Here is a 21,248-nt window from a genome sequence, read left to right on the forward strand (position 1 = left end):
AAAAGCAATTAAGTTAGATTGAAAGGTGGAAGCGGTATAATGCAACTACAATATACTTTATTGTATTGTTTAAAACAATTGAATGGTGAAAGGACCGTTTCTTCTATTTATTATTTATTAAAGGGAAAACGTTCTTCGCAAACGTTACAAGATGGAAATATGTTCCGAATTTCCTTTTTATTTGGAATATATAAATCGTTAAATAGAATCGAATATGATCGTGAAGTTGCAAAGTTGTTGCAAGCAGACTTGATTCAAGAAATACATGAAAATACATATTTGTTAACATCTAAAGGTAAAAGGCAGTTACATACATGGGAGGAAGTGTATACTTTTCCAGCGCATTTACATGGTTTGCACTATGGTGAATTAGGTGAAACATTTTGGAAAAGATTATCCTTAATTATTCAAACTATATCTAATTTACAACAGAATAATACGAAGTTTATTCCTATTCAACAAGATACAGAAATAATGGTGTGGGTGAAACGATTTTTAACAGGTATGCCGTATAGGCGAAATGAATTGGCAAAAAGATTATGGAAAGAAATACATAATCTTCTAGGTAAATGTAATGTGGTAGAAGCGACGATTGTAACATATAGATTAACAGGATATGAACGTATCGGTTGTACATTGCAGCAATTAGCGGAAATTACGAAACAAGATATATTCAGGGTGTACTTTTTATTTTGGGGTACAATTCATTTCCTTATACAAGAAGTTCGCGATAAAGAAAATGAATTTCCATTATTAGCTGAGATTATCTCTTATCCAAATGAGAGAGCCGAATTATTTAGTTTATCAACGAAAAAAACATATAATTTTTGGAGGCAAGGGCGCTCTTTAGAAGAAATAGCGACAATTAGAAATTTAAAGGTTGCAACGATAGAAGATCATTTTGTTGAAATTGCTTTGCGAGAAAGAGATTTTTCTATCGAGATGTTTATGGAAAAAGCCAAAATAGATAAAGTAACAAAAGTAATTGATGCATTACAAACACGTAAGTTGCGTGAGTTGAAACAAGCAGTTGGAGAGGATATCTCTTATTTTGAAGTTCGTCTTGTATTGGCGCGGATGGAGGGTATAAATGAAACTTGAGGAATATTTATATAGGTGGTTTGGATATTCTGAATTTCGTCCAGGTCAAAAAGGGGTAATTACAGATTTATTGGAAGGAAAAGATGTTATAGCGATGCTTCCGACCGGAAGAGGGAAGTCTATGTGCTATCAACTTCCAGGACTAATGCAAGAAGGAACAGTACTTGTTGTATCACCATTATTATCTTTGATGGAAGATCAGGTTACACAATTAAAATATGTTGTGAAAAACCGAGTGATAGCACTTAATAGTTTTCGGACATTACATGAAAAAAGAGAAGCGATGAAAAAATTAGCTTCATATAAATTTATTTTTGTTTCGCCAGAGATGTTGCAGTCGGAATTGTTAATAAGAGAATTGAAGAAAGTTCATATTTCGTTATTTGTTGTGGATGAAGCGCATTGTATTTCGCAATGGGGTTATGATTTTAGACCAGACTATAAAAAACTAAATGTAGTCATTGAGAATATCGGGTCTCCAACGGTGCTAGCATTAACGGCAACAGCAACGAAAGATGTACTACGAGATATAGCAGAAAGTTTAGATTTGAAGAATGTGACGCAGCATGTATACTCTATTGATCGTCCAAATATTGCAATGGAAGTACAATTTGTGGAGACAATAGAAGAGAAGAAAGAGGCGCTTTTGGACCAGGTGATGTATTTACAAGGGCCAGGGATTGTATATTGTTCAAGCAGAGCGTGGACAGAACGTTTAACGGAATATTTAAGAGGAAAAGGCGTTACTGGTGTCGCTTTCTATCATGGTGGTATGGAACATGAAGAGCGTATGTTAATTCAACAGCAGTTTATGAATGACCAGTTGCAGCTTGTAATATGTACAAGCGCTTTTGGTATGGGAGTAAATAAGTCGAATACGAGATATATTATTCATTTCCATTATCCGACTAATATAGCTTCTTATTTACAAGAAATCGGAAGAGCTGGAAGAGATGGTGAACCAAGTATAGCTATCTTATTATGTAGTCCGTTAGATCACGATTTGCCAATTTCAATCATTGAAGATGAATTGCCAAGTCCGTCGCAAATACAATTTTTATTTTCTTTATTACAAGAAAGAATGTTTCAAACGAAAGAATTACCAATAGAAGAGGTAGAAGAAATTTGTTATAATGCAGCAAGATTTAATGAACAATATTGGCGTTTCATCCGCTATCATCTCGAACAGCTTGGAATCATACAGCAGCGAAAATTAATATTAGAGAGCTTGTCAGATGAAATTATGAACAGATTAATAGCTGAAGTAGAAATAAGGCTACGTAATAAATATAGTGAGCTAGAAAACATGAAATCATGGATACAAGTGAAAGGATGTAGACGTGAATATTTGCTACAACAGTTCGGTTATAAAAAAGAGAACGAGTTGAAAAATTGCTGTGACTATTGTCATATTACAAAAACAGATTATAAAAAAAGACAAGCGCAACAATCGGATTTCGACTATAATTGGGAAACAGAGTTACAAAAGCTTTTCGGTCTAGAAAAGATGGGGGAATGATGAACATTCAAAGGCATAATATTGAAGAAATGAGTCCGAAAGAAATAAGGCTGAATCTGTATATTACACAGTTCATTATTATCGGCATCGGTTGTTTACTAGCATATATATTATTCCGAGATATAAAATCGGTGTATAGTCTGTGGAAATGGGAACCGGTGTCTATACTTATAATAGGTGGCTTGTTAGCGATTGGTATTGTGTTATTAGATTATGTTGCAATGCGAGTATTTCCAGAGTCTTGGTTTGATGACGGTGGTATTAACGATAGGATGTTTCAAGGGATGTCAGTTATGCATCTACTTGTTGTTACGTTCATTATCGGATTTGCAGAAGAATTTTTATTTAGAGGTGTAGTGCAGACGCACTTTGGAATTATAATAGCGAGTTTAGTATTTGCAGTGTTACATATTCGGTATATAACAAAGCCATTTTTGTTTTGTTTCGTCTGTTTCATTAGTTTTGTCTTTGGTTATGTATTTGAATGGACAGGAAATTTGTTTATAACAATCTTTGCACACTTTCTTGTTGATTTTATAATGGGACTCCAATTAAGAAAATAAATGGAAGGTGGTGGTGAACAACATGAGGAAACGAATTCCTGATTTTGAAGAGGAATTAGAAGTTGAGCGAGTGGAAGAAAAAGAAGGTTTACCGCCGCGTAGTGAAATTCATAGAAATAAAGAGAAAAAACAAAAGTTTAAAATGAATCATATTTTCGTCCGAGTATTAACATTTCTATTCATATTACTACCAATTAGTATCTTATGGTATACAGATAAATATATTCAGGTGAAAAGTGATGGTAATAACGCTGGAAAAAGTGCATTTGAGGTCATTTTCTTTGACTCAGCTAAATCTGAGTCAGGGGCACCATCTGAGAAAGTGGTAACGCATACGGTGAAAGAGGGAGAAACTTTAGAAAGTATAGCGAAGCAATATTTTTCAGATGAAACTGGGATCGAAGTGATTAAAAAGTATAATAATTTACAAGAAGATGAAGTGAATGTAGGTCAAGAATTAAAAATTCCGATAAAAGATAAGTCCACAAAGCAAGAGAGTTAGTAACATACTTGCTATAAAAACTGAGGATCATCTTTATGAGGAGGGGAGTAAAAAATATATGATATGGATTATCTTATTAAGTACTCTCGTATGTATTGGTATTATATTTCTTCTTGTAATGTATACAGAAGCAATGCGTAATACGGTGCTAGAACATACTTTAATATTTGAAGAATTTCCGGAAAGTTTTCAAAAGGTAAATGTGTTTTTTATTTCTGATATTCATAGAAGGGTCATTTCAAATTCGTTAATTGAACAAGTAAAAGGAAAAGTAGACCTTGTAATTATTGGTGGTGATCTAGCGGAAAGAGGTGTCCCTTTATCAAACATCTCTGCTAATATACAAAAGTTAAGAGCGATCGCTCCTGTATATTTTGTATGGGGAAACAATGATTATGAGATTGAATATCATGAATTAGATGCTTTGTTATTAGAAAATAATGTGAAAGTTTTAGATAATACAAGAGTTGTATTTGAATCTGAATTAGGAGAGAAAATTTGTTTGCTCGGTGTAGATGATGTTGGTTTGAAACGCGATCGTTTAGATTTAGCATTGGCTGATTGTAAAGAAGATGGTTTTCGTATATTAATTAGCCACAACCCTGATATAATAAATAAAATGTCTGGAAAAGAACAAATTTCACTTGTGCTAAGTGGACATACACATGGAGGGCAGATTCGATTATTTCCATCTGAAAAATATTTAAAAGGCGGCGTATATAAGCATTCAAATATGACTCTTTTTGTTAGTAATGGGTATGGAACAACGTTGATTCCACTTCGCTTCCGAGCACCTGCTCAAACACATATTATTACGTTATGCGGAGGGAAATGATGCCAACTCTAAACGGAAAATATAATATAAAAGCTGTTTCGAATATAATTGGAATTCAACCAAGTACGCTTCGTGCATGGGAAAGACGATATCAAATTATTGCCCCAAAGCGGAATCATGCGGGGCATCGATTATATACAGAAGAGCATATTCAAATTTTGAAATGGTTAATGGACAAGGTTTCTTCCGGCATGATGATTGGACAAGCAGTTCAATTATTAGAAGGGAATCGTTTGCAGAGTGATGTTCAAAAAGAAATACATTACGATAGAGAAGTTGTTTTAGTGGACGATTTACTACAAGCTTTGTTAAAATTTGATGAAATTACAACTTCTGCATTGTTAAACGAGGCTTTTAGTATTTATGCAACAGAAAAAGTTATCGCAAGTATTGTTCTTCAAGTGTCAAATCAATTGTTAACGTTAAAAAATAATAATGAAGTTACAATGGTGCAATTCCAATATGTCGTATCATTTTTACAAACGCGTCTAGGGATGGTGTATCATAATGCATCATCGTTTTCTTCTATACACAAAGTTGTCGTGTTAGAAAGTAATATGTTGAAAGGGTTTGTTTTCTCAACGTATTTACGATTAAAAGGATATGAGGTGATATATATTAGGGCAAGCTTGGCGGAAGATAGCATTTCGTTAGCTGTTGAGCAAATAAGACCTAAATATGTAGTAATCTCTTTTGATGACGGACGAGAACTTAAGAACGCGGTGAACTACGTGAATTTGTTGCAAGAAAAAAATGAGAACCTTTCTGTTGGGGTTATAGGAGAAATAGGTGCTCGAGATCAGTTGAACATTCAAACAAGCCTAATTGGTGATACGAAAGAAGAATGGGATGATTGGTTAAAAATGTCAGAATAGTTGTTCGAAAAGAACCATCTATTTTCTATTTCATATAATAAAAATTATATTCATTGGTTGCGTAGGGAGGGTATGAGATGAGGCTGGAACGATTAAATTACAATAAGATAAAAATTTTCTTAACATTTGATGATTTATCTGAACGAGGATTAACGAAAGAAGATTTATGGAGAAATGCACCGAAAGTACAGCAATTATTTCGTGATATGATGCAAGAAGCAAATAAAGAATTAGGATTTGAAGCGGATGGTCCGATTGCAGTTGAAGTATTTTCTCTACAAGCGCAAGGAATGGTCGTAATTGTAACGAAAGAACATCAAGAAGCGGATACAGATGATGAGTTCCGTGACGAGTTTATTGAAATGCAAGTGACTCTAGATGAAAGCGAGCACATCCTTTATGAGTTTGCTACACTAGATGACGTAATTAACTTGTCGAATCGTTTATATAACCTTGATGTAACTGGCGGAAAACTATATACGTGGGATGGGCGTTTCTATCTTTGGATGGAAGAAGAGGAGCAAGTTCAATTACTGAAGGCAGATTTTATAGCTATTTTAGCGGAATATGGTAATCCGTCTACAGCAACTATTTATCGTCTAATGGAGTATGGTAAAGAATTAATGGATTCTCAAGCAATTGAACAAATACACAATTACTTTGTAAAAAAACAAAACCTTAGCTAATATAACATAGCTAAGGTTTTGTTTTTTTTATTTGGAAAGCCTAAAATATTGGTCTGAAAATTTCAAAACGATCAATGGTATAGTGGGAATCATAAATACTTAATCATTCTTTCTTTTACTTAAATGTATCTTTTTAAGGTGTTGTATTTAAGTGAAATAAAAAATATTTAAATATTTAAGTATTTTACTTTTCTAAAAGTAATAAAAGGACTATAATGATAGTGAAAACGCTTGCAACAGAAAAAAGTTTGTATATATTTGTTAGCGTTTTCTATTGCATTCCAAATTTAACGGTGTATACTAGGCAATGAAGGTTTACTAAACAAGTGAAATTACAGGGGGTTTACTTACTATGGTAGCCGAAAAGGGAACTCAAACAAAAACACAACAACAAAGGGAACAACATTTTGAACTATTGAATTCGACACAAATTGTTATTAGTGAAGCATTAGAAAAATTGGGTTATCCAAACGAAGTATATGAATTATTAAAAGAACCAGTTCGTATGATGACAGTGAAAATACCAGTTCGTATGGATGACGGGACTGTTAAAATATTTACAGGATATCGTGCACAACATAATGATGCTGTTGGTCCAACGAAAGGTGGAATTCGCTTCCATCCGAATGTAACAGAAAATGAAGTGAAAGCACTTTCAATCTGGATGAGTTTAAAATGTGGTATTGTTGATTTACCATATGGCGGAGGTAAAGGTGGAATTATCTGTGACCCACGTGAAATGTCATTCCGTGAGTTAGAAAGATTAAGCCGCGGTTATGTACGAGCAATTAGCCAAATCGTAGGACCGACGAAAGATATTCCAGCTCCAGATGTATTCACAAATTCTCAAATTATGGCATGGATGATGGATGAGTATAGCCGTATTGATGAATTTAACTCACCAGGATTTATTACAGGTAAGCCACTTGTATTAGGTGGATCACATGGACGTGAAACAGCAACGGCGAAAGGTGTAACAATTTGTATTCGCGAAGCTGCAAAAAAACGCGACATTGATATTAAAGGTGCGCGCGTTGTTGTTCAAGGATTCGGTAATGCTGGTAGCTTCTTAGCTAAATTTATGCATGATGCAGGTGCGAAAGTTATTGCAATCTCAGATGCTTACGGTGCATTGCATGATCCAAACGGATTAGATATTGATTATTTATTAGACCGCCGTGATAGCTTCGGTACAGTAACAAAATTATTTAATAATACAATTTCAAATAAAGAATTGTTAGAACTTGATTGCGACATTTTAGTTCCAGCTGCAATTGAAAACCAAATTACAGAAGAAAATGCTAATAATATTAAAGCGAAAATCGTTGTTGAAGCTGCAAATGGTCCAACAACATTAGAAGCAACTAAAATTTTAACAGATCGCGGAATTTTACTTGTTCCAGACGTATTAGCAAGTGCTGGTGGTGTAACAGTATCTTACTTTGAGTGGGTACAAAATAACCAAGGTTACTACTGGACTGAAGAAGAAGTAGAACAACGTTTAGAAAAAGTAATGGTAAGATCATTTGATTCTATTTATGAAACAGCACAAGTTCGTAAAGTGAACATGCGCTTAGCAGCGTACATGGTCGGTGTTCGTAAAATGGCTGAAGCAAGTCGCTTCAGAGGTTGGGTATAATATTATATCGTGAGAAAACGTGATTCCTTTCGAGGGAATCACGTTTTTTTGTTGAAGTATTAAATTGAGGTGTTGTATATGAAAAATGAAATGATGGAACGAGTAGAACAATTAGAAGAAAAGGTTAAGAGGTTAGAGGGAGAACTTGCAAGAACGATGGAAGCTAGAAAAACAAGTATCGTTCGGGTGTTCGGGGAAGGGCTACTGTTTTTAATATTTGGTTTGGTTGTAGTAGGGCCGATTATCGCCGTTGTAATCTCAATTCTTACTTGGATTGCTGAAAAATAAAACAAAAATAAAAAGAACGCTTGTTCTGCACGAACAAACGTGCTATACTCTCTTTAGATAAACAAAACGGAAATGATTTTAAGGAGAGATTAATGATGAAAATGACAGTGGACCAAAGATTTATGATGCCAGCGGATGTTGTAGAACGAGTGGAAGTATTACGAAACAAGCAAAGTAAGCGTGGCACATTATTACAATCAGTAAATAAATTTTTCGGTTTAGATACGAAAGAAGATTGTGTTTGGTTTTACGGTTTTTATGGAGTGGCTGTAAGTATTTTATTATTTATGGTGTTCACATCAAATATTTTCGATTTTCTCTTCGCTTAAGAAATATGCTATAAGGACATTACTACCGAATACATATATAAGGAAGTAAGGTAATCTTCAGAAGCGGGAGTTGGTAGTAATGGCGATGTTTCCTATAGAGCGTAACTATATTGGATATGGAAGTTCACGACCGGGAATTCCTCTTTCTAAAGTAAGGTTTATTGTAAGTCATGATACGGGGAATCCTGGTAGCAATGCGATAGGGAATCGGGATTATTTTAATGAGATACAACCGAAAGCCTCGGCACATACATTTATAGATGACAAAACAATATTAGAAATTATACCTATAAATGAAGTTGCTTATCATGTTCGATATGGTGTGCCGACAGATAATGACTTATATGGTTATGATGCAAATAAGGCTGCCATTGGAGTGGAACTTTGCTATGGCGGTGATGTTAACTTTTGGGAAGCGTATACCCGTTTTACGTGGTACCATGCGTATTTATGTCAAAACTTCGGCTTGAATCCAAAAAAAGATATCGTATCACATAAAACGCTTGACCCAGCTAGAAAGATTGATCCTGAAAATGTATTAGGGAAACAAGGCATTAAATTTCAGCAGTTTTTAGCAGATGTCTATCGGATGTATGTTTCGTTTAGATGACAAATATATGAAAAATGAATACAATAAAGATAGGTGCCTACTGCTGTAAGTAGGTTTTTTCTTGTTTTTATAAATAGTGCAGAGGTAGAAGACTAGGAGTGGACGAGTATGCAGAAAGAAACAGTTATTATAATCGGAGGCGGTCCGTGCGGATTAGCAGCAGCAATTTCGTTGCAAAAGGTAGGGATAAATCCGTTAGTAATTGAAAAAGGAAACATTGTAAATGCCATTTATAATTATCCAACTCATCAAACATTTTTCTCTTCTAGTGAAAAATTAGAAATTGGTGAAGTAGCTTTTATTACAGAAAACCGTAAGCCAGTTCGAAATCAAGCGCTTGCGTATTATCGTGAAGTAGTAAAGCGTAAATCTGTACGTGTAAATGCTTTTGAACGAGTAGAGAAAGTTCAAAAAGAGGGAGAAGTCTTTAAGGTTGGGACGACAAAACGTGATGGAAGTAAAGAAATGTATGTAGCGAAATACGTTGTTGTAGCAACTGGATATTATGACAATCCAAATTATATGAATGTTCCGGGTGAGGAACTGAAGAAAGTAGCTCACTATTTTAAAGAAGGGCATCCTTATTTTGACCGAGATGTAGTAGTTATAGGTGGGAAAAACTCGAGTGTAGATGCCGCGTTAGAACTTATTAAAGCGGGTGCGCGTGTAACGGTACTATATCGCGGAAGTGAATATTCACCAAGCATAAAGCCGTGGATTTTGCCGGAGTTTGAGGCATTAGTACGAAGCGGCACAATTCAAATGCATTTCGGGGCTCATGTGAAAGAAATTACTGAACATACATTAACGTATACAGTTGATGGCGAGGCATATACAATCCAAAATGATTTTGTATTTGCGATGACTGGTTACCATCCTGATCATAGTTTCTTAACGAAGATGGGTGTTCAGATTGATGGAGAAACAGGACGTCCAATTTATGCAGAGGATACAATGGAAACGAACGCTGAAAATATTTTCATTGCAGGTGTAATTGCTGCTGGAAATAATGCGAATGAAATATTTATCGAGAACGGTAGATTTCATGGAGATGCGATTGCGCAAACCATTGCAACAAGAGAAATATAAAAAGAAGCTGTCGAAATAAACTTCGACAGCTTCTTTTTTTAATCGTGCATAAACATATTTTGGATTGTTTCATGAGAATTTGTATTCTCTAATGCAACTAATAATTTAATACGTGCTTTTTGAGCATTTAAACCGTATGTGAATACAATACCCATATCTTTTAATCGTTTGCCGCCGCCTTCATATGAATATACATCTTGAACGATGCCGTTGAAGCAGCGAGAAACTAATACCACAGGAATTCCTTTGTTTATTAATCGTTCTAGACTAGGAAGTGTTCTTGGAGGTAAATTACCTTGTCCAAGTGCCTCAATAACAATCCCGTCTACTGGAAGATTTTCAATTGCTGCTAATAATGTATCGTCCATACCCGCGTATGCTTTTAGAACGACTACGTTTTTAGAAATCGTATTTACTGAATATGTTTCGTGATGTACTAAAGCATGGTGGAATACAACACCACGTTTTGTGACCATACCAATTGGTCCATACTGTGGACTTTGGAATGTTGCTACATTACTTGTATGTGTTTTCGTTACATTTGTAGCGCAATGAATTTCGTCGTTTAATACGACTAGAACACCCTTTTCGGCAGCTTCACTACTGCTAGCGACTTTTACAGCTGATAAGAAGTTATATAGACCATCAGCACCTAATTCGTTGCTAGAGCGCATTGCACCTGTCACAACGATTGGAATAGTTGCTTGTACTGTTAAATCTAAGAAATAGGCTGTTTCTTCTAATGTATCCGTACCATGCGTAATGACTACGCCATGAATGTTGTCTTGTTTTACTCTTTCATCAATGATGACTTGTAATTGTAACATTTCGCTCGGTGTCATATGAGGAGATGGAAGATGGAACACATCTTCAACGATTAAATCAACATCGCCTTCTAAATCAGGAATAAATTTTAAAAGAGGATTTTTTTCACCTGGTTGTACGACTCCAGTTTCTTTATCTTCCTCCATTGCAATTGTTCCACCTGTGTGTAAAACTAGGATTCTTTTCAATGCTTATACCCCTTTCAAGTAAAAAAAATACATTTAGAACATAACATGTTTTGAGTAAATTCGACAATGGAAATGTATAAAAGTATGTCTCGAAAATGACAATAAAATTAACTGCTATATGTACGATGTATAAAATCACGAAACGAAATGTGCAAATATAGGATAGGAAGGGGCGATTACGTTGAAAAAGATGGAGAAAATTTTTATTCGTATATTAATTATACAATTCATTTGTCTTTGTGTTGTGCAATTGTTATTTATACATAAGTCATCAGTGAAATATTTATCTAAAATTGTTTATTATGAAGGTGTCATGGTAAAAAACAAAGCAGAAATCTTACAGGTGAATAGGTAGTTTTCATTTTCTTCTATTAAGGATTATGCTACAATAATTGAGGATTTAATGACGTGAAGCAAATGAGAAGAAGCAGGAAAATACCTGCTTTTCGTTTTGTTTTATAAGTGAAAAAATGAGGTGTTACAATGGATAAACAAATTTCAATTGCTATAGATGGTCCAGCAGCTGCTGGAAAAAGTACAGTTGCGAAAGTTGTAGCGAAGAAGCTTTCTTACGTTTATATTGATACAGGCGCAATGTATCGTACGCTTACATATGCAGCCCTTGAGCAAAAAGTGGACATTGAAAATGAAGAGCAGTTAATGGAAGTTGTAAAGAATGTAAATATTGAGTTTCAGCAAGGAGAAAATACACAACTTGTATTTTTAAATGGACAAGATGTTTCTGAAGTAATTCGTACACCTGAAGTGACGAATCGAGTATCTATTGTGGCAAAGCATCGCCTTGTTCGTGAAGAAATGGTACGTCGTCAACAAGAGTTAGCGGAAAAAGGCGGCGTTGTAATGGATGGCCGTGATATTGGTACACATGTGTTACCAGATGCTGAAGTGAAGATCTTTATGCTTGCTTCAGTTGAAGAAAGAGCAGAAAGAAGACATTTAGAAAATATGAATAAAGGTTTCGATTCTAATTTAGAGCAGTTAAAAGAAGAAATTGCTCAGCGTGATAAATTAGATTCAGAACGCGAAGTTTCTCCTCTAAAAAAAGCTGAGGATGCATTGGAATTAGATACAACTTCTTTATCAATTGAAGAAGTTGTCCAAAAAATTATGAGTATTGTTTCAGGAGTGTTTGCGAAATAAAGGAAGGGGATAGCCTCTTTCTTTTTTTTGTTTGTATAGAAATGTAAAGGATACGTGAATTGTGAGCCACTTTCCTTGACAAATGATCGGATTTGTAAGAAGTTAGTAAAAGAGGGATAAAACTTTCAGAATATATTCGCTATTATATTTCAAAACATACTTTCTTCAAGATGATTTTGCTGTATACTATTTATATAAGTTTAATATATTTTCTAGTGAAATGTATGAAAACCGAGTATGTGATGATAAATTCTTAAACATGCAAATGAAAACAATTGTTTTCATTTCGTATATACATAAAAAATGCTTTGTCAATTCTGTAGGGAGGTATTTCCATGGTAGAGAAAATGAATGAAGAAGTTATGGATTCAAAAGAATTACAAGTTGGTGACGTTGTTACAGGTTCTGTAACGAAAGTTGAAGAGAAACAAGTGCTTGTAAATGTTGGATACAAAACAGATGGCGTAATTCCAATTAGTGAATTAGCTAACGTTCATATTGAAAAAGCAAGCGATGTTGTAGAATTAGATCAAACACTAGAATTAAAGGTTATTAAATTAGAAGAAGATGATCTTGTCTTATCTAAACGTGCTGTTGATGCAGAAAAAGCATGGGTAGAATTACAAGAGAAATTCACTTCTGGTCATGTGTTTGATGTTACTGTAAAAGATATTGTGAATGGTGGGTTAGTTGTGGACCTTGGTGTTCGTGGTTTTATCCCAGCTTCACTTGTAGAAGTACATTATGTAGAAGATTTTACTGACTATAAAGGCAAAACATTAGATGTAAAAATTGTTGAATTAGACCGCGAAAAAAATCGTGTAATCCTTTCACATAAAGCAGTAGTAGAATTAGAACTAGATTCTAAGAAAAAAGAAGCAATCTCTTCATTAAAAGAAGGAGACGTTGTTGAAGGAACAGTACAACGATTAACGGATTTCGGTGCTTTCGTTAATGTTGGTGGTGTGGACGGTTTAGTTCATATTTCACAAATTTCACACGAACGTGTAGAGCAACCTTCTGAAGTATTAGAGCAAGGTCAAAAGGTAAAGGTTAAGGTGTTATCTGTTGATGCGGATACACAACGTATTTCTTTATCAATTAAAGCAGCTCAACCAGGACCTTGGGAAAATGTTGCTGGCGAACTAAAAGCTGGAGATATTCGTGAGGGAGTAGTAAAACGTCTTGTTACATTCGGTGCATTCGTTGAAGTTTTACCTGGCGTTGAAGGGCTTGTGCACGTATCTCAAATTGCAAATCGTCACGTGAAAAATCCAAATGAAGTATTGGAAATGGGACAAGAAGTAAAAGTGAAAGTGCTTGAAGTCCATGTAGCAGAGAAACGTATTTCTTTAAGTATAAAAGAAGCGCTTGAGGAAAATAATGTAATTGAAGATTACAGTCAGTATGAACCAAATGCTGATTCTGCTACATTCCAATTAAGTGATATTATTGGTGAACAACTGAAAAAATTAAAGAAATAAAGAGGGGTACAAGTGGTAAGGGCAAAACGTAAATTAGATCATATTGAATACGCTCTTTCTACTGGTCAGTCTCGTACGCATGGCTTTCATGATATTGATTTTGTGCATCAAGGTTTGCCAAATTCAAGTTATGACACAATAACATGTGAAACAAAAATCGGCGAACTTTCACTAAGTTCGCCGATTTTTATCAATGCGATGACTGGTGGTGGGGGAGAGCAAACGTTACATATTAATGAGCAATTAGCATATGTAGCGAAACATCATAATCTTGCTATGGCTGTAGGGTCGCAAATGGCGGCGTTAAAAGATGAAAGTGAGGCTGCTTCTTATAAGATTATTAGAAAGGTAAATCCAAATGGTATTTTCTTTGCTAATTTAGGTAGTGAGGCAACTACCGAACAGGCAGAGCGTGCCGTTGATATGATTGAAGCGAATGCATTGCAAATTCACTTAAATGTCATACAAGAGTTAACGATGCCAGAAGGAGACCGTGACTTTACTGGTGTACTTCAGCGCATTGAGAAAATTGTTTTAAATAGTAAAGTTCCTATCATTGTGAAAGAAGTTGGATTTGGGATGAGTAAGGAAACGGTCCAACAGTTAGCGAGCGTTGGTGTAACGGCAATTGATATTGGCGGACAAGGTGGTACGAATTTTGCTGCTGTTGAAAATGAAAGAAGACAGCGAATGCTTTCTTATTTTAATAACTGGGGCATACAAACAGCAACCTCGATTATTGAAGCAACCTCTACAAATAATAACCTCTCTTTTATTGCATCTGGGGGTATACAAACAGCGCTTGATGTAGCGAAAGCAATCGCATTAGGGGCGAATACAACTGCGTTTGCTGGATACTTTTTACGCATTTTAATGCAAGGCGGTATCGAGAAATTAGTAGATGAAATTGATCTTTTACATACAGATTTGAAATTTATTATGACAGCTCTCGGTGCGAAGACGATAGAAGAGTTACAGTCTGTACCTCTTGTTATAAAGGGCGAAACATATCATTGGTTAACGCAGCGTGGTATTGATACGACGCATTATAGTAGGAGATGAAAAATCAACCGTTTGGTTGATTTTTTTGTTTTCTGTTCTTTTTTAGTAATATAAAGTGAGGAATGGAATTAATATTCTATAAAAATGAAATTATTCATATATATTATTTTGTAAAAGTCGCGACTGAAAAATGTAGATAATGTGCTATTGAATTATTGAGGAAGGTTTAATTTTGTCAAGGGAAATAGGGATGGATAAAAATAAAGTGTAGAAAGATTTGTATGTGAAATGTTATTTCAATATAAATAGAAATTATGAAGAAATATGTAAAAGACGGTTTCGTACAATATCGAAACCGTCTTTTTGTATTCATTAGTGTTGATTTTGTTTTCGAGCTTGCTCTGGTGTATCAAGCCCAGTAGCACCCGGATATTGTAATGATTGGTCACGGTCAGATTCAACGCGGCGTGATTCTCTTAGTTTTCGTTCTTGACGATCTTTACCCATAATGAATTGCACCTCCTTATTAAAAGTGTTGCTGTTATATGAAAAAACTATGCGCGAAGAAAGTGGATTAACTTTCATAAAAAGTTCCCATAATGGAAAACATAGGAGGTGAAATGATGGAAGGGAGTACTTTTTATTTTGTAGCTTGGATAGGGTGGATTGTTGTAACTTTTTTTATGAAAAAGGACTCTATTCGGTGGAAGATAAGCGCCTGTATATTGATTTTTATTATTTGCTCTCCGTTACATGTAACGATTGCTTCATTCACGGTATCAGTAAATGCATTTTTACTTTCTGTTGTTGCTTTTATAGGAATCACACTATATTCTATTTGGAAAAAATTATATAGCTTACTTTCGGCACTTATTATTGCAATGTTATATACAAGTTTTCATTTGTTAGAAGTATATGATCCGATTTGGATTGTGGTGGACAGGTTGTTTTTGTTAAGTGGTGCTCTTGTGTATGCAACGGTTTTATTACACGAGGATCGCATATTACGATTATGTTCTCTGTATATAGGAATGTTACAGGGAGAATTGTTAGTGACACTTATTTTTCGAAAGCTACATTTTCCTTACGATTACGGTAGTTTAGCGTTTTTTGATATCGTCGCCGTTTCTACATTTTTCATGGCAATTTTGTTTTGGATTGCAAAAGCATCAGTATATATGGAACAGTTCAAGGGAAAAACACGTAAAAGAAAGGCGAGGGTAATACATGACTGAATATACACCGGCCATTTTATGCGGCGTAATAGCGGGGACAATAACGAGAGTGCTAATGCTCCGGACGGATACGCGGCAATATCCGACGAGGCTTCATGGGAAAATTATTCACATTGCGATGGGGTTAATTGCAGCGGCTTTAGGAGCAATTGCGATCCCGTCAATTTTGAAAAAAGATTTTTCTGCCATTACGTTTCTTACGTTAGCAGCAACACAGTTTCGTGATGTGCGTAATATGGAAAGAAATACACTTCAACAATTAGATGGATATGAGCTCGTACCGCGTGGAAATACATACATTGAAGGAATTGCATTAGTTTTTGAAAGTCGTAACTATTTGGCGATGTTAACGTCGTTTGCAACGACGTTTGCGTATATAGGATTCCGTTCATGGATTGCTGGGGTAATTATGGCTATCATCGCATTTTTTATCGCGAAAACATTAATGTCTGGTAAGAGGTTACATGATCTTGTTGATATCGAGCATGTTCCGCTTCGTTTTGAAGGGGCGGGGTTGTATATTGATAATATTTACATTATGAATATTGGATTGCCAGCAAGACAAGAGGAAATTATGAAATATGGAATGGGTTTTATTCTAAAGCCGAAATCAATTGATGCGATGGTTACAATTGCAAATTTAGGACAACGACAGGCTATTTTACATGATGTTTCTGTTGCTTTAGGGATTTATAGAGATTCTGGTACACCAGCGCTTGTACCGCTAGCAAAGCGTGATTTAGAGGATGGCAGGGTTGGAATCTTTGTCCTGCCACAAGATCAAGATGCAGAGAAAGCGATAGGTGTCATAGGGAATGTTCCGACGTTAGAAAGTGCTGTTCATATGTCATCGGAAGCCCCGAAAGGAAGGGGAGATAAAAGATGATGTTAGAAAGTGTAATTCTCGCGGTTATTACAACAACACCGGAGAAATTTGCTGGGGGTGCCCCTTTATTTACTTGTGAATCGACAGAGGAATTAGAATTTGTTGCAAATAATTTAGAGGCAATTTTAGATGGTATTGCGCATCGCTTACAAGAGAATGTATATATTATTGTGAAACATTAGCAACGTGTGTTATAATGTGAGGTGTTTTGATACGTTGAGAAATATTCTGGAATGCAAATCCCTTCTTGCACAAAGAAGGGTTTTTTACATAATAAACAGATGTAAGTTGAAAGGATGAAAGTATATGCCGAAACCAGTAATAGCAATAGTAGGCCGCCCGAACGTAGGGAAATCTACTATTTTCAATAGAATTGTTGGAGAGAGAGTTTCAATCGTAGAAGATATTCCAGGTGTAACGCGCGATCGTATTTATAGCGCTGGAGATTGGTTAAATCATGAATTTAACATTATTGACACAGGTGGAATTGATATTGGAGACGAGCCATTTTTGACACAAATTCGTCAACAAGCTGAAGTAGCGATTGATGAAGCAGATGTTATCATTTTTATGACAAATGGTCGTGATGGTGTAACAGCAGCGGATGAAGAAGTTGCGAAAATTTTATATCGCTCAAATAAACCAGTTGTACTTGCGGTAAATAAAGTGGACAATCCTGAAATGCGCAGTGATATCTATGATTTCTATGCATTAGGATTTGGTGAGCCATTCCCAATTTCAGGTACACATGGATTAGGATTAGGTGATTTATTAGACGAAGCTGCACAACATTTTCCAAAGATTGAAGAAGACGGATATGATGAAGATACAATTCGTTTCTCTCTAATTGGACGTCCGAACGTAGGGAAATCATCACTTGTAAATGCTCTTCTTGGTCAAGAGCGTGTAATTGTTAGTAATGTAGCAGGAACAACTCGTGATGCTGTCGATACACCGTATAGTAAAGATGGAAAAGATTATGTAATTATCGATACAGCTGGTATGCGTAAAAAAGGGAAAGTGTATGAAAGTACAGAAAAGTATAGTGTACTTCGTGCGCTAAGAGCAATTGAACGTTCTGACGTTGTTTTAGTCGTTTTAGACGGTGAAGAAGGAATTATCGAACAAGATAAAAAAATCGCTGGATATGCTCATGATTCAGGACGAGCTGTTGTTATCGTTGTAAACAAATGGGACGCAGTGAAAAAAGATGAGAAAACAATGAAAGCATTTGAAGAAAATATCCGTGCTCATTTCCAATTTTTGGAGTACGCACCGATTGTATTCTTATCTGCGAAAACGAGAAAACGTACACAAACGTTAATCCCGGTTATTGATGAAGTAAATGAAAGTCATAGTATCCGTATTCAAACGAATGTATTAAATGATGTAATTATGGATGCGGTAGCGATGAATCCAACGCCAACTCATAATGGTAGCCGTCTGAAAATTTTCTATGCAACACAAGTTGCGGTAAAACCACCAACATTTGTTGTGTTTGTAAACGATCCAGAATTATTGCACTTCTCATATGAGCGCTTCTTAAAGAATCGTTTACGTGAATCATTTGGCTTTGTAGGAACGCCGATTCACATTATCGCTAGAGCAAGAGACTAATGGAGAGGATGTGATTTTATGACAAAAATCACAGTAGTAGGAGCAGGTAGCTGGGGAACAGCGTTAGCGATGGTATTAGCTGACAATGGACATGATGTACGTATTTGGGGAAATCGTACTGAACTTATGGATGAGATTAATACGAAACATGAGAATAGTCGCTATCTCCCAGGCATTACATTGCCAAGCACAATCGTAGCCTACTCTTCTTTAGAAGAAGCATTAGTAGATGTAAATGTAGTACTTCTTGTAGTACCAACGAAAGCTTATAGAGAAGTGCTGCAAGATATGAAGAAATATGTATCAGGTCCGACTACTTGGATTCATGCAAGTAAAGGAATTGAACCTGGTACGTCAAAACGTATTTCGGAAGTGATTGAGGAAGAAATTCCAGAGAACTTGATTAAAGACGTTGTTGTACTGTCTGGACCGAGTCATGCTGAAGAAGTCGGCTTACGTCAAGCGACAACTGTTACGTCTGCAGCAAAGCGTATGGAAGCGGCTGAGGAAGTACAAGACTTGTTTATGAATAGTTACTTCCGTGTATACACAAATCCAGATATCGTTGGGGTTGAGCTTGGCGGTGCGTTGAAAAATATTATCGCATTAGCTGCCGGAATAACTGATGGACTTGGATTAGGTGATAATGCAAAAGCGGCATTAATGACACGTGGTTTAACAGAGATTGCTCGTTTAGGAAGAAAGATGGGCGGAAATCCGTTAACGTTTGCTGGTTTAACTGGTATGGGAGACTTAATTGTAACGTGTACAAGTGTTCATAGCCGCAATTGGCGCGCTGGAAATATGCTTGGAAAAGGACACTCTTTAGAAGAAGTGTTAGAAAGTATGGGTATGGTTGTAGAAGGTGTAAGAACAACGAAAGCTGCTCATGAATTAGCAGAGAAAATGGAAGTTGAAATGCCGATTACAGCTGCTTTATATGACGTGCTGTTCAATGGGAATAACGTAAAAGATGCGGTAGGCTCATTAATGGGACGTGTTCGAAAACATGAAGTGGAAGCTATACCTGACTTGCTTTAAAGAAAAGCGACAGAAGTACATTTGTACTTCTGTCGCTTTTTATTTTTTTGGGTCTTTTCACCATTTTTTTATTTTTGCATAGGATGAAGAGTAACTTGAGGAGAGGGTGAAAAGAATGGATAATAACATTTTTAATAACATTGAAAAAGAAGCGAAAGTGAATAAAGAAGATATTTTTAAATTAGCATCATCTGTACAAAATGCGAATTTACGTGATGAAACTGTACTTCGTCAATTGATTCATCAAGTGGCTCTTATGGCAGGACGTGAAGTGCCGAAAGAACAAGAGGATCAAATTGTAAAAGCGATTATTAACAATAATATGCCGGCAGATTTTGGCTCGTTAAGCAAAATGTTTAAAAAATAAAATATGAGAAACAAAGAGTTTGTAGATTGCATATGATAGCCATGAAAGTATAGGAATAGAGCTGTTTTGGGCATATTTGGTCAACCGAAGCGAGGGATACACTCGCTTCGGTTTTTATTTTTATATACATTAATAGAAAATATGGAAATCCTGTTGATTAAAGTTACATATTCGCAAATTCGTAGTAAAATGTTCTTTTTTTATTTGTTTAAAGATTTTAATTTGTTAAAATAGTATAAAAATAGATCGATAAAAAGGGGTGTGTATATGTCGGAAGGGCTTATAAAAATGTGGTTTGCTTTAGGGGCAATTGGATTTATGTTTTTTGCAGTAAGTTTTATTTTACTAAGCAGATATAAAATAAAGAATAAATTTTTGAAAGGGATTACAGCGTTAGTAGCTTACACCCTTATGATTGTGTCAGGAATTGTTATTTTTCTTGTTGTATTTAGTGGACCTGTACAGCAGTAAAGAGGATGGTCTCGAAAATGTTACATACGAAGCAAGTTATATTAGTATGAAAAGGTGATTGCTAGTGAAAAAAGTCCATATTATTTTAATATTTTGTTGTATGAGCCTTTTAACAGGGTGTTTGTATCCGAAAGAAAATATGAAACAAAATGCTGTTCCTTATGAAGATCAGCTACAAGTTGTTCAAAAAGCTGTTACGACATTTAAAGAACAAAATGATGGGATATTGCCAATTAAGACGCGGGATATGAGTACGCCTATTTATCAAAAGTATCCAATCGATTTTCAAAAGATTGCTCCGCGTTACATACAAGAAGCGCCAGGAAACGCATATGAAAGTGGTGGAGTGTATCAGTATGTATTAATAGATGTTGAAACGAACCCAACTGTAAAGCTAATTGATATAAGGATGGCTGAGCAAATTCAGGAATTAACATTAAAACTCAAAATGTACTGTGATGACCATCAATATCCACCTTTTAAAAAAGTAATTTCAGATGGTGTCTATGAATTAGATTTCAAAAAACTAGGATATAAAGATATACCACAAGTAACAAGTCCGTATTCTGGTAAAGGATTGCCTTTAGTAATCAATGAAAAAGGGGAAGTTTTTGTTGACTATAGAATGGATCTATATGAAGCATTAAAACAAAATGAAGGCCAATTTAAGGAGGGAGAAGATATTCGGAATATACTATCGAAAGATTCTCCATTTGTTCCTGCCTATTCTCTACCGTATACGGTAAAAGACGGAGAACCAATTTTTTTTAAATCATAAGTCATGAACCTTTCTTTTAGCGAATAAGTTCTAGAAGAAAGGTTTTTTATGTTATACAACTTATGATGCAAACAAACGATATTTTTAAATAGTCATATGAAATTGGACAAAATTATATGATATATTGTCCGAACTTCTAGAATACCATTATATTATA

26 protein-coding genes are annotated in these 21,248 nt (G+C 35.3%); 24 read left to right on the forward strand and 2 right to left on the reverse strand.

Annotated features, from left to right (window positions below; translation table 11 throughout):
• Window positions 1–39 precede the first annotated feature (39 nt).
• The 12 genes from CO726_RS07450 (at window position 40) to CO726_RS07505 (ending at window position 10,036) form a co-directional block, all read left to right on the forward strand.
• A complete protein-coding gene (locus CO726_RS07450; RefSeq protein WP_099683836.1) occupies window positions 40–1,101 on the forward strand; it encodes a YpbB family protein in 1,062 nt (353 codons plus the stop codon).
• Complete coding sequence (locus CO726_RS07455; protein ID WP_099683837.1) at window positions 1,091–2,620, forward strand: RecQ family ATP-dependent DNA helicase; 1,530 nt, start codon at window positions 1,091–1,093, stop codon at window positions 2,618–2,620. Before CO726_RS07450 ends, CO726_RS07455 begins: the two co-directional genes overlap by 11 nt.
• Window positions 2,620–3,183, forward strand: a complete 564-nt coding sequence (locus CO726_RS07460; RefSeq protein WP_098759097.1) for a CPBP family intramembrane glutamic endopeptidase — start codon at window positions 2,620–2,622, stop codon at window positions 3,181–3,183. The genes CO726_RS07455 and CO726_RS07460 overlap by 1 nt, the downstream gene beginning before the upstream one ends.
• A 22-nt stretch (window positions 3,184–3,205) precedes the next feature.
• A complete protein-coding gene (locus CO726_RS07465) occupies window positions 3,206–3,685 on the forward strand; it encodes a LysM peptidoglycan-binding domain-containing protein (RefSeq protein WP_099683838.1) in 480 nt (159 codons plus the stop codon).
• Window positions 3,686–3,743: 58 nt separating this feature from the next.
• A complete protein-coding gene (locus CO726_RS07470; RefSeq protein ID WP_099683839.1) occupies window positions 3,744–4,520 on the forward strand; it encodes a metallophosphoesterase in 777 nt (258 codons plus the stop codon).
• The gene (locus CO726_RS07475; RefSeq protein ID WP_136699457.1) at window positions 4,520–5,395 is read left to right on the forward strand and encodes a MerR family transcriptional regulator; all 876 of its coding nucleotides are present in this window, start codon (window positions 4,520–4,522) and stop codon (window positions 5,393–5,395) included. Before CO726_RS07470 ends, CO726_RS07475 begins: the two co-directional genes overlap by 1 nt.
• Before the next feature lie 77 nt (window positions 5,396–5,472).
• Entirely contained in the window at window positions 5,473–6,081 is a 609-nt protein-coding gene (locus CO726_RS07480; RefSeq protein ID WP_099683841.1) for a genetic competence negative regulator, read from the forward strand.
• Window positions 6,082–6,433: 352 nt separating this feature from the next.
• Window positions 6,434–7,720 carry an NAD-specific glutamate dehydrogenase gene (gene gudB / locus CO726_RS07485; RefSeq protein WP_048527007.1) on the forward strand — a complete coding sequence of 429 codons (1,287 nt, stop codon included), beginning with the start codon at window positions 6,434–6,436 and terminating at the stop codon, window positions 7,718–7,720.
• 78 nt (window positions 7,721–7,798) lie between these two features.
• Window positions 7,799–8,008 carry a hypothetical protein gene (locus CO726_RS07490; RefSeq protein WP_099683842.1) on the forward strand — a complete coding sequence of 70 codons (210 nt, stop codon included), beginning with the start codon at window positions 7,799–7,801 and terminating at the stop codon, window positions 8,006–8,008.
• Between the two features lie 92 nt (window positions 8,009–8,100).
• The gene (locus CO726_RS07495) at window positions 8,101–8,337 is read left to right on the forward strand and encodes a DUF3961 domain-containing protein (RefSeq protein ID WP_001983018.1); all 237 of its coding nucleotides are present in this window, start codon (window positions 8,101–8,103) and stop codon (window positions 8,335–8,337) included.
• A 79-nt stretch (window positions 8,338–8,416) separates the two neighbouring features.
• Entirely contained in the window at window positions 8,417–8,947 is a 531-nt protein-coding gene (locus CO726_RS07500; RefSeq protein ID WP_001240643.1) for a peptidoglycan recognition protein family protein, read from the forward strand.
• Window positions 8,948–9,055: 108 nt separating this feature from the next.
• Window positions 9,056–10,036: a YpdA family putative bacillithiol disulfide reductase gene (locus tag CO726_RS07505; RefSeq protein ID WP_099683843.1), complete on the forward strand. Its 981-nt coding sequence runs from the start codon at window positions 9,056–9,058 to the stop codon at window positions 10,034–10,036.
• A 38-nt stretch (window positions 10,037–10,074) separates the two neighbouring features.
• On the opposite strand, the gene ansA is transcribed toward CO726_RS07505, so the two are convergent.
• Window positions 10,075–11,049 (reverse strand): asparaginase, encoded by a 975-nt coding sequence (ansA, locus tag CO726_RS07510; protein WP_099683844.1) that lies wholly within the window; start codon window positions 11,047–11,049, stop codon window positions 10,075–10,077.
• A gap of 181 nt (window positions 11,050–11,230) precedes the next feature.
• On the opposite strand from ansA, the gene CO726_RS31720 reads away from it, so the two are divergent.
• The 4 genes from CO726_RS31720 (at window position 11,231) to CO726_RS07530 (ending at window position 14,756) form a co-directional block, all read left to right on the forward strand.
• Window positions 11,231–11,404: a YpfB family protein gene (locus CO726_RS31720; protein WP_098759523.1), complete on the forward strand. Its 174-nt coding sequence runs from the start codon at window positions 11,231–11,233 to the stop codon at window positions 11,402–11,404.
• A gap of 128 nt (window positions 11,405–11,532) precedes the next feature.
• Window positions 11,533–12,210, forward strand: a complete 678-nt coding sequence (gene cmk / locus CO726_RS07520; RefSeq protein WP_099683845.1) for a (d)CMP kinase — start codon at window positions 11,533–11,535, stop codon at window positions 12,208–12,210.
• Between the two features lie 335 nt (window positions 12,211–12,545).
• Window positions 12,546–13,694: a 30S ribosomal protein S1 gene (gene rpsA / locus CO726_RS07525; RefSeq protein WP_098759522.1), complete on the forward strand. Its 1,149-nt coding sequence runs from the start codon at window positions 12,546–12,548 to the stop codon at window positions 13,692–13,694.
• 12 nt (window positions 13,695–13,706) lie between these two features.
• A complete protein-coding gene (locus CO726_RS07530) occupies window positions 13,707–14,756 on the forward strand; it encodes a type 2 isopentenyl-diphosphate Delta-isomerase (protein ID WP_099683846.1) in 1,050 nt (349 codons plus the stop codon).
• 312 nt (window positions 14,757–15,068) lie between these two features.
• On the opposite strand, the gene CO726_RS31430 is transcribed toward CO726_RS07530, so the two are convergent.
• Entirely contained in the window at window positions 15,069–15,203 is a 135-nt protein-coding gene (locus CO726_RS31430) for a YpzI family protein (protein ID WP_000513900.1), read from the reverse strand.
• Window positions 15,204–15,319: 116 nt separating this feature from the next.
• Between CO726_RS31430 and CO726_RS07540 the strand changes: the two genes are divergently transcribed.
• From CO726_RS07540 to CO726_RS07575, 8 genes are all read left to right on the forward strand, one after another.
• A complete protein-coding gene (locus CO726_RS07540; protein WP_099683847.1) occupies window positions 15,320–15,931 on the forward strand; it encodes a YphA family membrane protein in 612 nt (203 codons plus the stop codon).
• Window positions 15,924–16,817, forward strand: coding sequence for a YIEGIA family protein (locus CO726_RS07545; RefSeq protein WP_098759519.1), 894 nt, complete (start codon window positions 15,924–15,926; stop codon window positions 16,815–16,817). Before CO726_RS07540 ends, CO726_RS07545 begins: the two co-directional genes overlap by 8 nt.
• Window positions 16,814–16,999, forward strand: a complete 186-nt coding sequence (locus tag CO726_RS07550) for a capping complex subunit for YIEGIA (RefSeq protein WP_000979054.1) — start codon at window positions 16,814–16,816, stop codon at window positions 16,997–16,999. Before CO726_RS07545 ends, CO726_RS07550 begins: the two co-directional genes overlap by 4 nt.
• A gap of 124 nt (window positions 17,000–17,123) precedes the next feature.
• Window positions 17,124–18,434: a ribosome biogenesis GTPase Der gene (gene der / locus CO726_RS07555; protein ID WP_001125891.1), complete on the forward strand. Its 1,311-nt coding sequence runs from the start codon at window positions 17,124–17,126 to the stop codon at window positions 18,432–18,434.
• 18 nt (window positions 18,435–18,452) lie between these two features.
• On the forward strand, window positions 18,453–19,475 hold the full coding sequence (locus CO726_RS07560; protein ID WP_099683848.1) for an NAD(P)H-dependent glycerol-3-phosphate dehydrogenase: 1,023 nt from the start codon (window positions 18,453–18,455) through the stop codon (window positions 19,473–19,475).
• A 115-nt stretch (window positions 19,476–19,590) separates the two neighbouring features.
• Complete coding sequence (locus CO726_RS07565; protein ID WP_000369753.1) at window positions 19,591–19,842, forward strand: stage VI sporulation protein F; 252 nt, start codon at window positions 19,591–19,593, stop codon at window positions 19,840–19,842.
• Window positions 19,843–20,109: 267 nt separating this feature from the next.
• Complete coding sequence (locus CO726_RS07570) at window positions 20,110–20,313, forward strand: DUF2768 domain-containing protein (protein WP_001288995.1); 204 nt, start codon at window positions 20,110–20,112, stop codon at window positions 20,311–20,313.
• Between the two features lie 64 nt (window positions 20,314–20,377).
• Window positions 20,378–21,091: a hypothetical protein gene (locus tag CO726_RS07575; protein WP_136699459.1), complete on the forward strand. Its 714-nt coding sequence runs from the start codon at window positions 20,378–20,380 to the stop codon at window positions 21,089–21,091.
• Window positions 21,092–21,248: the final 157 nt, after the last annotated feature.

This window comes from Bacillus fungorum (assembly GCF_002746455.1).
Lineage (GTDB): Bacteria > Bacillota > Bacilli > Bacillales > Bacillaceae_G > Bacillus_A > Bacillus_A fungorum.